Origin of the sequence: Clostridium tertium, assembly GCF_902652255.1 — a bacterium.
GTDB classification, from domain to species: domain Bacteria; phylum Bacillota; class Clostridia; order Clostridiales; family Clostridiaceae; genus Clostridium; species Clostridium tertium_A.
Map to the genome: position 1 here is coordinate 84948 of NZ_CACRTO010000017.1, position 14806 is coordinate 99753.

13 protein-coding genes are annotated in these 14806 nt (G+C 29.2%); 10 read left to right on the top strand and 3 right to left on the bottom strand.

The genetic code is table 11. From position 1 onward, the window contains the following. Positions 1-126 precede the first annotated feature (126 nt). Entirely contained in the window at positions 127-549 is a 423-nt protein-coding gene (locus GPX08_RS07205) for a helix-turn-helix domain-containing protein (RefSeq protein ID WP_156626170.1), read from the bottom strand. A gap of 548 nt (positions 550-1097) precedes the next feature. On the opposite strand from GPX08_RS07205, the gene GPX08_RS07210 reads away from it, so the two are divergent. Next, positions 1098-2261 (top strand): tetratricopeptide repeat protein, encoded by a 1164-nt coding sequence (locus GPX08_RS07210; RefSeq protein WP_156626143.1) that lies wholly within the window; start codon positions 1098-1100, stop codon positions 2259-2261. Between the two features lie 13 nt (positions 2262-2274). Continuing rightward, a complete protein-coding gene (gene iadA, locus GPX08_RS07215) occupies positions 2275-3450 on the top strand; it encodes a beta-aspartyl-peptidase (protein WP_156626144.1) in 1176 nt (391 codons plus the stop codon). Positions 3451-3682: 232 nt separating this feature from the next. On the opposite strand, the gene GPX08_RS07220 is transcribed toward iadA, so the two are convergent. Together GPX08_RS07220 and GPX08_RS07225 are read right to left on the bottom strand one after the other, a co-directional pair. After that, positions 3683-4240 carry a cell wall hydrolase gene (locus GPX08_RS07220; RefSeq protein WP_156626145.1) on the bottom strand — a complete coding sequence of 186 codons (558 nt, stop codon included), beginning with the start codon at positions 4238-4240 and terminating at the stop codon, positions 3683-3685. A gap of 65 nt (positions 4241-4305) precedes the next feature. Beyond that, on the bottom strand, positions 4306-5289 hold the full coding sequence (locus GPX08_RS07225) for a hypothetical protein (protein ID WP_156626146.1): 984 nt from the start codon (positions 5287-5289) through the stop codon (positions 4306-4308). 151 nt (positions 5290-5440) lie between these two features. On the opposite strand from GPX08_RS07225, the gene GPX08_RS07230 reads away from it, so the two are divergent. From GPX08_RS07230 to GPX08_RS07265, 8 genes are all read left to right on the top strand, one after another. Continuing rightward, positions 5441-6292, top strand: coding sequence for a TIGR00159 family protein (locus GPX08_RS07230; protein WP_156626147.1), 852 nt, complete (start codon positions 5441-5443; stop codon positions 6290-6292). Continuing rightward, positions 6265-7533 carry a hypothetical protein gene (locus GPX08_RS07235; protein WP_156626148.1) on the top strand — a complete coding sequence of 423 codons (1269 nt, stop codon included), beginning with the start codon at positions 6265-6267 and terminating at the stop codon, positions 7531-7533. The genes GPX08_RS07230 and GPX08_RS07235 overlap by 28 nt, the downstream gene beginning before the upstream one ends. A 196-nt stretch (positions 7534-7729) precedes the next feature. Then, positions 7730-9331 carry a hypothetical protein gene (locus tag GPX08_RS07240; protein WP_156626149.1) on the top strand — a complete coding sequence of 534 codons (1602 nt, stop codon included), beginning with the start codon at positions 7730-7732 and terminating at the stop codon, positions 9329-9331. Positions 9332-9563: 232 nt separating this feature from the next. Then, a complete protein-coding gene (gene ptb / locus GPX08_RS07245; RefSeq protein ID WP_156626150.1) occupies positions 9564-10469 on the top strand; it encodes a phosphate butyryltransferase in 906 nt (301 codons plus the stop codon). Positions 10470-10495: 26 nt separating this feature from the next. Next, positions 10496-11563, top strand: a complete 1068-nt coding sequence (buk, locus tag GPX08_RS07250; RefSeq protein WP_156626151.1) for a butyrate kinase — start codon at positions 10496-10498, stop codon at positions 11561-11563. A 326-nt stretch (positions 11564-11889) separates the two neighbouring features. After that, the gene (locus tag GPX08_RS07255; protein WP_156626152.1) at positions 11890-12720 is read left to right on the top strand and encodes an AIM24 family protein; all 831 of its coding nucleotides are present in this window, start codon (positions 11890-11892) and stop codon (positions 12718-12720) included. Positions 12721-13022: 302 nt separating this feature from the next. Beyond that, on the top strand, positions 13023-13316 hold the full coding sequence (locus GPX08_RS07260; protein ID WP_156626153.1) for a TrpR-like protein YerC/YecD: 294 nt from the start codon (positions 13023-13025) through the stop codon (positions 13314-13316). Between the two features lie 91 nt (positions 13317-13407). Further along, positions 13408-14751: a phosphoglucosamine mutase gene (locus GPX08_RS07265; protein WP_156626154.1), complete on the top strand. Its 1344-nt coding sequence runs from the start codon at positions 13408-13410 to the stop codon at positions 14749-14751. Positions 14752-14806 lie beyond the last annotated feature (55 nt).

Genomic DNA, 14806 nt, shown 5'->3' on the forward strand with positions numbered 1-14806 from the left:
ACTTAGGGATTTTTGAATAAAAAGTATTTTATGATATATTTGAAATGTAAATTTAAAATACAGTATATTAACTTTTGAATAATATAGTATATCTCTTAATTATATATCTAACATATAAATTGGAATTTAGTTTTCCTTTTTATTGCTAATATACGTACATATACATGCAACTCCTACTCCAAGTAATACCCATGGTGAAGCGGCGCCAATAAAATCAAAGATTGGATTAGTAGTGCTAATATCTATTGCTGTTAATATCATTGCAAGTGCTAATGCAACATATCCTATTATCATCAATTTGCGATTACTTTTTACAATACTGGTGTCCTTTTCAATTTTTTCAATCATTTTTTGATCTCCTTTCAATAACTCATCAAGACTTATTTGATAGAGGTCACTTAATTTTATAACGCTTAAAATATCTGGTAATGATTTTCCATTCTCCCAATTAGAAAGTGTTTGCCTAGAAACCATTATTTTTCCAGCGACTTGCTCTTGTGTAAGACTAGACTTCACACGAGCGTTCTTAATTTTTTTCCCAACTTCCATCATTATTTACCTCCATCTATAAGAATCATAACATGTTACCTTATCTCTATCTATCAAAAGGCCTTTACAAAAAGGTAAAAACATGTCAAATGTCTTTTACATCCTTATTTTATAGTTAAAGAAAGTATAATTAAATTTTCACTTAAAAACGAAATGATATTTTTTAATGGTCTTCATATTGAACTTAACAGCAAAGAGAAAAAGCACCCATCCGGCAAAGAATAGTGTGCTTCACTCTTAATTAAATATTTTTTAATTAATTCAATAGCCTTAAAACAAAATAAACGTTATAAGGATTGCTTAGTGTTGACGCACTAAACTTTTCTTATTATATTATATCAAATTTATATAGAACTAAATATATAAATTTTAATATTAACTAGATAACGTATTAAATATAAAAGAGGAAAAATTATAATTTTTTCATTCTTCATTAATAAAATGGCTCGCGTTTTATGACAATGTGTGCAAAAGAATTTTAGCTGTGGTACGATAATTATAAAGTAAAAATAACTTATAAAAGAAGTACTACTAATAGAGGTATATGGATGAAAAATAAAGAAAATAAAACTTATGAAAAGGCATTAAATTTATATAATAATGGATATATAGATAAAGCTATAGATATATGTGAGCAGGGAATAAGTAGGGATTTATCTAATTCAAAGTTATTAAATTTAAAAGGACTACTTTTATATTTAAGGGGAGATTTAGAAGAGGCTGTAGCTCTTTTTAAGACAAATAGACATTTTAATAATGATGATATTTCTTCATCTTATTTAAAAGATATAGAAAAGGATTATGAAAGACTTAATTTATATAATAGAGCAGTTGAATGTATAAATAAGTTTAAGATAGATGAGGCTATAGAATTATTAGATTTATGCAGAGAAAGTGATTTTAATTCAATTAATGTAAATAAGTACTTAGCTATTTGTTATTTAAGAAAGGGTGACTATTTAAAAAGTCATGAGAATCTTAGTAAATTAATAGAAATAGATAAAGTTAATGTAGAGGCTAAAGAAATAAAGAAAGAATTAAATAATGCATTAGAAATAAAAGATAGTAGTTTACTGAAAAAAATTATTCCAGTAGCGTTATTAATTATTATAAGTATATTTATAGCTATTTTTATTAAAGATAAGGTTAGTAATAAATATAATGAAGATAATATAAAAGCTGAAGAGGTACAAAATAATATAGAAGATAATAATTCTCATGATGAAAATAATAGCAATCAAACTAATGAGGAAAATATTAATAATGAGGAAGTCAATAATGAGAATAGAGAAGAAACTTCAGAAAAAGAAGACAAGGGTCAGGAAATAGAAGTTTTAACTGAAGAAGAAATTAAGGAAAGTTATATAAAGGCATCTAGTTATTATGAAGATAATAATATAGAAGAAGCAAAAGTAGTATTAGAAAAAGTATTACCAAGTGCTGAAAAAAGCCACCTAAGAGATGATATCATGTTTTTATTAGCATCTGCTTATGAAAATTTAAATTATGTAGATAAGGCTATTAATTACTATGATGCTTATATAGAAGAATATGAAGGTGGAAGCTACATACAAGAAGCTTATTATAGAGCTGCTTTAATTTATAAAGATAGAAATAATGAAAAAAGTAAAACTTATGCCCTTAAGCTTAAAGACAATTATCCAAATTCTATTTATAATAATAGCAAAATTCAAGAGATTATAAGTTCATAGGAGGCAATAGAGTATGATAAAGGTTATAAAGAAAGTTAAAGTATATGCTCCTGAATATTTAGGAGTTAAAGATGTAGTAATATCATCAAATAAAATTGAAGGAATATATGATGATTTAAATGTACCAGAAAACTTTATTAATATAGAAGTAATAGATGGAAAAGGGAAGTTATTACTCCCAGGATTTATAGACAATCATGTTCATATTAATGGTGCTGGAGGAGAAGGCGGATTTAATATGAGAACTCCAGAAATAAAGTTATCATCATTAACAAAGGCAGGAATTACTACAGTAGTTGGATGTATTGGAACAGATGGAGTTTGTAGAGATATGGCAAGTTTAATTGCTAAGACAAAATCCCTAGAAGCAGAAGGTATAACTGCTTATTGTTATACTGGATCATATGATATTCCTGTAAAGACTCTAACAGGGGAAATTAAGAAGGATATTATGTTAATAGATAACATAATAGGTATAGGTGAACTAGCTATTTCAGATACAAGAAGTTCTCAGGCTACCTATGATCAATTAATTCAAGCTATAGCACAAGCAAGAGTTGGGGGGCTTTTATCTGGAAAGGCAGGTATAGCAAATATACACTTAGGAGATGGTACGAGAAAGCTAGGATATTTATTTAGATTAGCCGATGAAACAGAACTACCAATAACTCAAATTTTACCTACTCATATCAATAGAAATGGTGATTTATTTAAGTCAGGAGAAGAGTATATAAATAAAGGTGGATATATAGACTTTACAACAAGTACTCCAGAAGATCAGTTAGCCCCAGGAGAATTATCAGCAAGTGAAGCTCTAAGTATATTAATAAAGAATAAAGCAAATGTAGCTAATGTAACCTTCTCTTCAGATGGAAATGGAAGTATGCCTATATTTAATGAAAAGGGTAAATTAATTAAAGTAGGAATATGCTCTGTTGCAAGTCTTTATGAAGAAGTTAAAAAATGCATTAAGACATATAATATAGAAATAGAAGAAGCACTTAAAGTAATTACTTCAAATGTAGCTAAGGTATTAAAGCTTAAGAATAAAGGAAGCATAGAAATAGGAAAAGATGCTGATTTAGTATTAGTAAAAGAAGATTCTTTAGAAATAGATACTGTAATAGCTAGGGGTAAATTAATGGTTAAAGAGGGAGAAGCAGTAGTTAAAGGAACCTTTGAAGAATAGAAAAGTACCAATCTACTTATATGTAAGACTAATCTCAGTTACTATGAAATATAAATTTAATAAAAAAGGGCTGTCGCACAAACAGCCCAAATTAAGAATTTAAAATTAAAAATGAAGAATTATTGATGTAATTCTTACAGAATTAGTAAAATTAATTTCTTTTCAAAACTTCTTAGGGAGTTTTTTTTTATTAATTTTTCATTATTCATTGTGCGACAGCACTTATTTTACGTTAGTATGTGTTAAAAAATAAGTGTTGCCCTATGGTTTTACTATTTGTTTTCTGAACATCTTGCATCCATGAACAAGTTGCTATAGAAGGGTTGTAGAAGAACAGAGCCTCATTTGTAGGATCGTTACCTTTTATAGCATCATATACAGCACTATAGCATTCTTCTGTAGGAGTTACATTAATTTCTCCATTAACTACACAAGAAAAAGCATTAGGCTGAAGTATTACCTCCTGTATTGTATTAGGGAAACCAGGGCTAAGTACCCTATTTAAAATAACCGAGGCAACTGCAACCTTACCCTCGTAGGGTTCACCTTTACTTTCAGCATAGACTATTTCTGCCATTAACTTTAAATCTTCTTCAGTTAAATAAACTAAACTATCATTGTGGTTAAAAACTTCTACCACATCATTATCATACATATTTATTAATTCAATATTTATTTTCTCTTTTAATATATTATTTTTCAAGTTTGTTACATTGCTAGATGCATATGTTACAGTATTTGCTGAAAGTAAAAGGGCTATTAATAAAATAAAGCTTTTAAATATTTTCATAAATAACCTCCTTTTGGATAATTAAATAATCCAAAATTATTATTACCAAAAGGGGGAAACTTATACTAATTATTATTTAATTTTTTATTAAAAGCTTCAAAAGCAACTAAAACATTGTCTCTTTTAGACGATGCCTCTTTATATTTTCTACTAATATCTTCTTCCTCATTACCATTAGTTTTATCTAATATGACAGCTTCTTTAATTGCTACTAAATAAGGTTTATAAGAATTTATATATTCTTTTAAAGCTTCATAAGAATCCATATTACCTTCAGGAATTGATATTTTAGATAGAGTATCCTCTAGGTCTTGATATAAAGTTTCTTTTTTATAAATATCATCAATTATAACTACTAAATCTCTATTGTCTTCTTTTACTTTATTTATTGCAGGAGTTAAATCCTCATTTAAATAGTTAAAGTCATTTTTGAATCCATCAATCTTATAGATAAATTCCCTCTCTAGTGAAGTTTTAAATTGGGAATCTCTATTAACCTTAACTAATGTATTTAAATAATTATAATAGTTACTAAAGAAGTTTAATGTAGAGTTGGAAAACCGTACATTTATATTTTTCTTACTTAAAGCTTCATAATTATTAATGCACTCATTTTTTAAATTATCAAAATTCGTTAATACATCATTACTAGTAACTGAATTAGGAGTAGCTAACAAATTTAAGGATGTATCATATAAGTTAATAGTAGAATCTACTGAGGTAGATAAAGCATCTTTAATTTCAGAATTATTAACAGAGGTAGCATCTATATCTATAAGTTTAGAAGATAATTCTCTTAATGAAGTAAGGCCATCTGAAAGATTAGAAGAAGCTTTTGAAGTATCTATGCTTAAGTCATCTATACTATCAGATAGAGATATGTTAATATTGTTTAATTGTTTACTAATCTGCTTTAATTCCCTATTGGCTTTAAAACCTTTAGAATTGAAAATTAATAAAAATAATGAAATTGAAATAATAAATACACAAGTAATAATTGAAATCACGAAAGTCTTATGCTTTTTTAAAATACCTATGAGTAAAACCATATAAATCACCCCTATAAAATTTTCTTTACATAAATTTATATTATAGAAACTCTTAAAATATTATTAAAATTGAAAAAAGTTAAGCTCTTTATACTAAGATTTAAGGAATTGGTGTATAATTATAATATATCAAGGTTAGGGGGGCCCATAGATGCAGGAAGTAAGTACATTTATAATGAACACAATAAAAAACATATCTATATTTGCAATTTTGGACATATTAGTAGTTGCTTATATTTTTTATAAAGGGTATTCCTTAATAAAAGAAACTAGAGCAGAACAGCTTTTAAAAGGTATAATTTTTATGATAATTTTTATACCTATTAGTTATGTTTTAAAGCTTGAAATGCTTAACTTCATTTTAAATAAAACACTAACTATAGGGCTATTATCTGTAGTAATTATTTTTCAACCTGAAATAAGAAGAGCTTTAGAGCATTTAGGTAGAAGTGCCTTTGAAGAACTTCATAGTATTCAGGATGTGGAAAATAGGAATATAACTGTTAGTGAAATAGTAAATGCTGTTGATAACTTAGCTGATTCTAAAACAGGTGCATTAATAGTAATAGAAAAAGTAACCAGACTTGGTGAAATTTTAAATTCAGGAACAGTATTAGATGCAAAAGTATCATCTAATTTAATAGAAAATATTTTCGTTGTTAATACACCACTTCATGATGGTGCAACAATAATTAGAAAGGATAGAATATTGGCTTCAGGCTGTGTTTTGCCTTTAACTAATAATACTTCTATAAATAAAAAACTTGGTACAAGACATAGAGCAGCCATAGGTTTATCTGAAATATCAGATTCAATAATAATAATTGTATCTGAAGAAACAGGTATTGTTTCTCTTGCTATAAATGGTAAATTAACTAGGGGATACGATAAAGAGAGATTAAGAATGGTATTAATTAAATTAATGGAGCATAGTGATAAGAAGAAAGTTAAGTCAGCTGGGGAGAAGGTGAAGTCATGGATAATAAGGAAAAAAACAAATTAATAGTACCGATAATATGTCTTTTATTATCTATAGGCTTATGGGTATATGTTACTAATGTAGAGAATAAAATAAGAACTACAGAAATTAGTAAGATACCAGTTGAACTAGTGAATTTAGATGCTCTAACTAGTTCTAAATTAGCTTTATCACCTAATCAAGAATTTTATGTGACTTTGAAGGTAGAAGGAAATACTAATGATATTAATAAAATAAAAAAGAGTGATTTTAAGCTTCAAGTAGATTTAAGTGAATATGCTTGGAAAAAAGGAACTAATAAAGTACCAGTATCCATTGTGGATTATCCTATATCAATAAGTATAAGAAATACAAATACATTGACTATACAGGTTAATATTGAAGATATGGTGGAGAAGAATCTCCCAGTAACATCTAATATAAAGGTTAAAACTAAGCAAGGATATTTCGCTTCTGAGCCGACTATATCACCAGAAGAGATTAAGATTAGCGGCCCTGAATCATCAGTTAATAGTGTGAGCAAATTAATAATAAATGATAGCAAAGAAGAAGTAAGCGAAGATATAATAGGAAATTATGAAATAATACCTGTTGATGAACATGGAGATGAGGTAGAAGGAATTACTCTTTCACAAGGGACTGCAAAGGTGGAAATAAAGGTTAGTAAGGGGAAATCAGTAAAAATAAATATTTCTACTGTAGGAACATTACCATCTGGAGTTAAACTGAAATCTTTAGAAAGTAGTAGAAAAACTGTTGAAATATTAGGTCCTAAGGAGATCCTTGATACTATAAATGAGGTAACTACAACACCTATAGACCTATCATCCATAACTAACTCACAAGATGTTAATTTAAGTATAAATATACCTGAGGGGGTTAAAGTAGCCCAAGGTGAGGAGCAGTTAAGTGTAAGAGTAAATTTAGTTGGAATTATTAGTAAGGATTTCAGTATTAAATATAGCTTAAGTGGTGCGAATCAAGGATTGAAAATTACTCCATCTAAAGACGTAATTAAGGTTACTATAAAAGGATTTGAAGATGAAATAAGCAGTGTATCTGCCGATAAGATAAAGGCTTCTATAGATTTAAGCAGTTATAAAGAAGAGGGAACTTTTGAAGTAACTCCTAAGGTATCCTTAGATGGTTTAAATACGAATTACTCAGTATCATATGTTGAGCCAATAAGTGTGACAGTTGTAAAAGAAGTTGCTCAAGGAGATAATAACAATAATAGTAATGATAACAATAACAATAATGACTAACACTATAAAATAAGATAAACCCTTTCTTATTTATTTATGAAACTCAGTTATAAAACTGGGTTTCTTTAATTTTAAATTATAAACGTATATTTATTTACTTTTTACTGTATTTAATATAATAATATGATAAAATAAGGTGCAAATAAAATAAAGAATATGTGTAATGTAAATACTAATATAAAGAGAGGCGATTGATATGTCTATTAGAATAAATAATTTATCATTAAGCATAGATGAAGATAAGAATTCTTTGATTAATAAAGTAGCAAAAAAATTAAAAGTTTCAAAGGAAGAAGTTAAGAATATAAAAATAATAAAAGAAAGCTTAGATGCTAGAAAGAAAAACAACATTAAATATATATATTGTGTTGAAATAGAACATAAAAATGAAGAGAAGATAGTAAGTAAGCTAAAAGATAAGGATGTAAAGTTAGAGAAAACTTTATACAATGCAGAGATACCTTTTGGAAATAAGGAATTAAAGAATAGGCCAGTAGTTGTAGGCTTTGGACCAGCTGGAATATTTGCAGCTCTTCTATTAGCTGAGAAAGGTTATAAACCAATAGTAATAGAACGTGGAGAAGATGTGGATAAAAGAACAGAGACTGTTGATAAGTTCTGGGAAACTGGAGAACTTAATACAGAATCTAATGTTCAATTTGGTGAAGGTGGTGCAGGGGCTTTTTCTGATGGAAAGCTAACTACTAGAATAAAAGATACAAGATGCGACTATGTACTACAAGAGCTAGTAAAATCAGGGGCACCAGAAGAAATAAAATATTTAGCTAAGCCTCATGTGGGAACAGATCTTTTAAAAGGTGTAGTAAAGAATATTAGAGAAAAGATAAAAGAGTTAGGTGGAGAAGTTTTATTTTCAACTAAGCTTGAAGAGATAAAAGTTAAAGATGGTAGAGTAAGTAGTATTGTGATAAATGGTAAAGAAAAGCCATGTGATGAGTTAATACTAGCTATCGGACATAGTTCAAGAGATACATATGAAATGTTAAATAAAATAGGTGTAAATATGGAACCTAAGGCTTTTGCAATAGGTGTTAGAATAGAACATCCTCAAGAGGTAATAAATAAAAGTCAATATGGGGAAATGTATAATCATCCAAGACTTAAGGCAGCTGAATATAGATTAACTTATCAAAGTGAAAAGTTAAAAAGAGCAGTATATTCCTTCTGTATGTGCCCTGGTGGAGTAGTGGTTTCAGCAGCTTCAGAAAAAAATAGATTAGTGTCTAATGGAATGAGCTATCATGCTAGAGATTTAGATAATGCTAATTCAGCTTTAGTAGTAACAGTAAGTCCAGATGATTTTGAAGGAACATCCCCTTTAAGAGGTATGGAATTCCAAAGATATTATGAGGAGTTAGCCTTCAAGGTTGGTGGAGGTGGATATAAAGCTCCGGTTCAGCTTCTAGGAGATTTTATGGAAGATAGAGTAAGTAAAGAGCTTGGAAAGGTAAAACCAAGTTATACTGGTGGATATGTATTTGAAGATTTAAGAAAATGCCTTCCACCTTATGTAATAGAAGCCTTAAAAGAAGGAATAGCAGACTTTGGTAAAAAGATCAAAGGATATGATGATTATGACTCAATTTTAACAGGGGTAGAGACAAGGACATCAGCGCCGGTTAGAATGAATAGAGATGAAAAATTACAAAGTATTTCAATTAAAGGACTTTACCCTGCAGGAGAGGGAGCAGGCTTCGCGGGAGGTATAATCTCGGCTGCGGTAGATGGACTAAAGGTTGCAGAGAAAATTATAGAAGAATATAGGCCTATAAAATAAATTTTAAAGAAAATTCTGAAAATTACTACTTTCAGGATTTTTTTTGTTACAATATAATTATGTGGATTATTTAGGCAAATATTTGATATTATTTTAACAATGTAAACATCTCTCAGATGGCTTCATATTATTGTTAAGATAGGGAAGATACAATATATTTGAAAAGAAAATTCTTAATATTTAAAATTTATACTGATATTATTAAAAATAACTTTAGTGTGAGGTGCGAGGAATGAGTAGAAATTTTGATGACTTATTAAAGAAGGTAAATGATTGTTCTAAAAAGAAGGTTGCAGTAGCAGTAGCTCAAGATGAACCTGTTTTAGAGGCTGTAAAGGCTGCTAAGGAAAAAGGAATTGCAGATGCTATATTAGTTGGAGATGAAGCTAAGATTAAAGAAATAGCTGAAAAGATTAATATGGATTTAACTCAATTTGAAGTAGTTAATGTTGAAAATCCAAATAAAGCAGCATTAGAGGCTATAAAATTAGTTTCAAGTGGTAAGGCTGATATGGTTATGAAGGGATTAGTAGATACTGCTACATTTTTAAGATGTGTATTAAATAAGGAAGTTGGTTTAAGAACTGGAAAGCTTATGTCTCACGTTTCTGTTTTTGAGATAGAAGGAATAGATAGACTAATACTATTAACAGATGCAGCATTTAATACATATCCAGATTTAAAAGCAAAAGTTCAAATTTTAAATAACTCAGTAGATGTAGCTCATGCTTGTGGAATAGAACTTCCAAAGGTTGCACCAGTATGTGCAGTTGAAGTTGTAAATCCAGATATGCCTGCAACTGTAGATGCATCATTATTATCTAAGATGAATGATAGAGGACAAATTAAGGGATGTATAGTAGATGGACCTTTAGCTTTAGATAATGCATTATCAGAAGAAGCAGCAAAACATAAAGGGGTAACAGGAGAAGTAGCTGGAAAGGCAGATATAATATTACTTCCAAATATAGAAACAGCAAATGTTATGTATAAGACATTAACTTATACAGCAAAAACAAGAAATGGTGGTTTATTAGTAGGAACATCAGCACCAGTTATTTTAACTTCAAGAGCTGATAGCTTTGAAACAAAGGTACATTCAATTGCATTAGCAGCTTTAGTTGCAGAAGCAAAATAGTTAAATAAATTTATGGAGGTTTTACTATGTCAAATAAGCTATTAATTATTAATCCGGGTTCAACATCTACTAAAATAGGTGTGTATGAAGATACTAAAGAGTTATTTGAAGAAACACTAAGACATTCTTCAGAGGAAATAGGAAAGTATGAAACTATATTTGATCAAATAGATTTTAGAAAAGACATAATAGTAAATATATTAAAGGAAAAGAACTTCGATTTAAATACTTTAGCAGCAGTAGTTGGTAGAGGCGGAATGTTAAAGCCAATGGAAAGTGGTACTTATAAAGTAAATGATGCTATGCTTGAAGATCTAAAGGTTGGAGTACAAGGGCAACATGCTTCAAATTTAGGAGGAATCCTTGCAGATAGGATTGCTAAAGAGCTAAATATACCAGCATTTATTGTAGATCCAGTAGTTGTAGATGAATTAGAAGATGTAGCAAGAGTTTCAGGAGTTCCTGAATTACCTAGAGTAAGTAAGTTCCATGCTTTAAATCAAAAAGCAGTTGCTAAGAGATATGCAAAAGAAAATAATATAAACTATTCAGACTTAAACTTAATAGTTGTACATATGGGTGGAGGAGTATCTGTTGGAGCTCATAAAAAAGGTAGAGTAGTAGATGTAAATAATGCCTTAGATGGAGAAGGTCCATTTTCACCAGAAAGAGCAGGAACAGTTCCAGTTGGAGAATTAATAAAATTATGCTATAGCAATAAGTACACTGAAAAAGAAATTTATAGCAAGATAGTAGGAAAAGGTGGTTATGTAGCATATTTAAATACAAATGATGCTAGAGATGTATTAAAGCTTGTATCTGAAGGTGATAAGAATGCAGAATTATACTTTAATGCATTTATATATCAAGTATCAAAGTGTATAGGAGAAATGGCTACTGTATTAGAAGGAAAAGTAGATAGAATTATCTTAACAGGTGGAATAGCTTATTCAGATGTAGTAGTAGAAGCATTAAAGAATAAAATTGGTTGGATATCAAATGTAACAGTATATCCTGGAGAAGATGAATTATTAGCTTTAGCAGAAGGTGCTTTAAGAGTACTTAATGGAGAAGAAGAAGCAAGAGTTTACTAAGATAATAACTAATAAAGCTTCCAATAATATAAGTCTGGCCGACCTCACAAGTTCCAAGTCGGCATACTTATATTATTTGGAAGCTATTATTATAGCTATAATATCTTTTTACTTTAGTGAACTAAAGGAAGAAATTCAGGCGAACTGAGTTTCTTGAAATTAAGAATTGAGAATTAAGAACTCAGCTTTTGTTGAGTTCTTTTAGTTTTATAGATGCTTTATAGTGTGAATATAATTTAATAAGAATAAGAAAATGAAAAATAATATGTAACTTACTATTTTTACCTTTATGTATTATGGTAAAATTATTGGTGGAGGGGATGGATTTGATAACTTCACAGAATATAAAGAATAGATTAACCATGGTATCTGAGATGAAGAATGAAAGCGTATTCCAAATATTAGAATACGATGATTTGCAAGGAGCTAGAGATTTAAATACATCAATGCAATTAAATTTAATGAAATCATCTGCTATTAGATTAAAACAATCTAGAATAATTTTAGATGATAGTGCTATAAAAATAGAAGCTGGGGCTTTAAGCTATATGAAGGGGAATATAGAGATAGTAACAAAGTCAGGGGGCTTAATTGGAATGGGTAAAAAACTATTTTCAAATAAGGTCACTGGAGAATCTATGTTTAAGCCTATACTTAGAGGAACAGGTGAAGTGTTTTTAGAACCTAGTTTTGGACATTTTACATTAATAGAGTTAGAGGATGAGGAAATAATAATAGATGATGAAATGTTTTTGGCTTGTGAAGAGAGCATAGAAATAGAGCCAATTATGCAAAAAAGTATTTCATCATTAATTTTTGGAAAAGAAGGTATATTCCAAAGTAGGTTATCTGGAAGTGGAATAGTACTTTTAGAAGTTCCAGTACCAGAAAAAGAAATATTGAGATGTAAGTTATATAGGGATGTTCTAAAGGTAGATGGAAGTTTTGCTATTTTAAGAAGTGGCAATATAGAGTTTACTGTTGAAAAATCAGGTACAACATTAGTAGGTTCAGCTATGAATGGAGAGGGTTTACTTAATGTTTATAGAGGCACGGGAGAAGTGTGGTTAGTACCAACTAAAAGTATATATGAAGAGCTAAAAGATAATGGATTAAATGAATTTAATAAAGATATAAATTATGAGCCAGAAGAGTAACCACTTTATCCTAATATAGTTGTAAAATAACAAAGTGAAAGTTATAATTTTAGTTGTAGCATATAAGCTGCAATAAAGTTTCTACATTTTATTAAATTATATTTCATATTTTAATTTTTTAATTTAGTTAAGTATAGAGTTAACTTCTATAAAAATTAAAGAAGATATATGCTTTCGATTGGTGCAATTTACTTAAAAATGTTTTTGTACTTATAATTTTATAACACTTAAAATGTAGATTATAGATTGAAACATAGAGTTATTCAAAAGAGAATGAGAAAGGTTAGGAGTGGACGTTAATCATGGCTGAAAGTAAGCTTAAAAATCCAGAGTTAGATTTATTTTTTGAGGCAGTGTTAAAGCTTCAGACTATAGATGAATGTTATAGTTTTTTTGAGGATGTTGCGACTATAAATGAGCTGAAAGCTTTAGCTCAAAGAATACAGGTTGCAAAGCTATTAAATGAGAAAAAGGTTTATACAGAAATAGCTGAAGAAACAAGAGCTAGCACAGCTACTATTAGTAGAGTAAATAAATGCTTAAACTATGGAACTGGTGGATACAATCTAATATTAGAAAGACTTGAAAAAAATTAAGAAATAATTAGGTTTTATTGTATAGACTAATAATATATAATATTAATATGTAAATTAACGTATAACGATAGAAAAAAGCGAGGTAAAAAATATGAGTAGAATGTTTGGTACAGATGGAGTTAGAGGAATTGCTAATACTGAATTAACATCTGAAATAGCTTATAGTTTAGGTAGAGCAGGTGCATATGTATTAACAGAAGGGACTCATAAACCAAAGATATTAGTTGCAAAAGATACAAGAATATCAGGAGATATGCTTGAAGCTGCTTTGGTATCTGGAATATTATCAGTAGGAGCAGAAGCAGTAATATTAGGTGTTGTACCTACTCCAGCAGTAGCTCATTTAATAAGAGAATACAATGCTGATGCAGGAATTATGATTTCAGCATCACATAACCCAGTAGAATACAATGGAATTAAGTTCTTTGATAATAAGGGATATAAGTTACCAGATGATTTAGAAGATGAAATACAAAGAGTAATTGAAAGTGGCTTTGAGGGAGTACCAAGTCCAACAGGACATCAGCTAGGAAGATCACATATAGAAGTTGGAGCTCTTGATGAATATACAGATTATGCTTTATCAACAATACCAGTAGATTTAAAAGGTTTAAAGGTTGCTTTAGATTGTGCAAATGGTGCTTGCTATAAAGCTGCTGTAAATGCTTTTAGAGAATTAGGCGCTGAAGTTTATGTAATAAACGATAATCCAGATGGAACCAATATAAATGAAAAGTGTGGTTCAACTCACCCAGAAGAGTTACAAGATTATGTTGTAAGAAAGAACTGTGACTTAGGTTTTGCTTTTGATGGAGATGCAGATAGATGTTTAGCTGTAGATGAAAAAGGAAACTTAATTAATGGGGACTTTATACTAATGTTATGTGCAAAATATTTAAAGGATTTAGGAAAGCTTAAAGATGATACTTTAGTAGTAACAGTAATGAGCAACCTAGGTTTAGATATTGCGTGTAAAAAAGAAGGAATAAAGACTATCAAGACTAAGGTTGGAGATAGATATGTATTAGAAGAAATGGTTAAGGATAAATTTGTTCTAGGTGGAGAACAATCAGGACATATTATTTTCTTAAACTACAATACAACTGGGGATGGATTAGTTACAGCTCTTCAAGTAGCTGCAATAAGAAAGAAAAGTGGAAAGACTTTAAGCGAACTTGCAGGAATAATGAAGGAACTTCCACAAGTTTTAGTTAATGCTAAGGTTCCAAATGATAAAAAGAATATATACTTAGAAGATGAAGAAATAGTAAATGAAATCAAAAAGATTGAAGAAAAACTTCATGGAGCTGGAAGAGTATTAATAAGACCTTCAGGTACAGAACCACTAGTAAGAGTTATGCTAGAAGGAGAAAACCAAGAAGAAATAGATAAGATGGCTCATGGATTAGTAGATTTAATACTAAGCAAAATATAGGCAATTAACAATGTGAATATAAAGACAAATGAAAATAGAATATGCTCCATAATCT

Coding starts and splice junctions, on each gene's coding strand:
- ptb (WP_156626150.1), top strand. CDS start 9,564: ATGAGTAGAAATTTTGATGACTTATTAAAGAAGGTAAATGATTGTTCT.
- GPX08_RS07205 (WP_156626170.1), bottom strand. CDS start 549: ATGGAAGTTGGGAAAAAAATTAAGAACGCTCGTGTGAAGTCTAGTCTT.
- GPX08_RS07260 (WP_156626153.1), top strand. CDS start 13,023: ATGGCTGAAAGTAAGCTTAAAAATCCAGAGTTAGATTTATTTTTTGAG.
- iadA (WP_156626144.1), top strand. CDS start 2,275: ATGATAAAGGTTATAAAGAAAGTTAAAGTATATGCTCCTGAATATTTA.
- GPX08_RS07230 (WP_156626147.1), top strand. CDS start 5,441: ATGCAGGAAGTAAGTACATTTATAATGAACACAATAAAAAACATATCT.
- buk (WP_156626151.1), top strand. CDS start 10,496: ATGTCAAATAAGCTATTAATTATTAATCCGGGTTCAACATCTACTAAA.
- GPX08_RS07235 (WP_156626148.1), top strand. CDS start 6,265: ATGGATAATAAGGAAAAAAACAAATTAATAGTACCGATAATATGTCTT.
- GPX08_RS07240 (WP_156626149.1), top strand. CDS start 7,730: ATGTCTATTAGAATAAATAATTTATCATTAAGCATAGATGAAGATAAG.
- GPX08_RS07220 (WP_156626145.1), bottom strand. CDS start 4,240: ATGAAAATATTTAAAAGCTTTATTTTATTAATAGCCCTTTTACTTTCA.
- GPX08_RS07225 (WP_156626146.1), bottom strand. CDS start 5,289: ATGGTTTTACTCATAGGTATTTTAAAAAAGCATAAGACTTTCGTGATT.
- GPX08_RS07210 (WP_156626143.1), top strand. CDS start 1,098: ATGAAAAATAAAGAAAATAAAACTTATGAAAAGGCATTAAATTTATAT.
- GPX08_RS07265 (WP_156626154.1), top strand. CDS start 13,408: ATGAGTAGAATGTTTGGTACAGATGGAGTTAGAGGAATTGCTAATACT.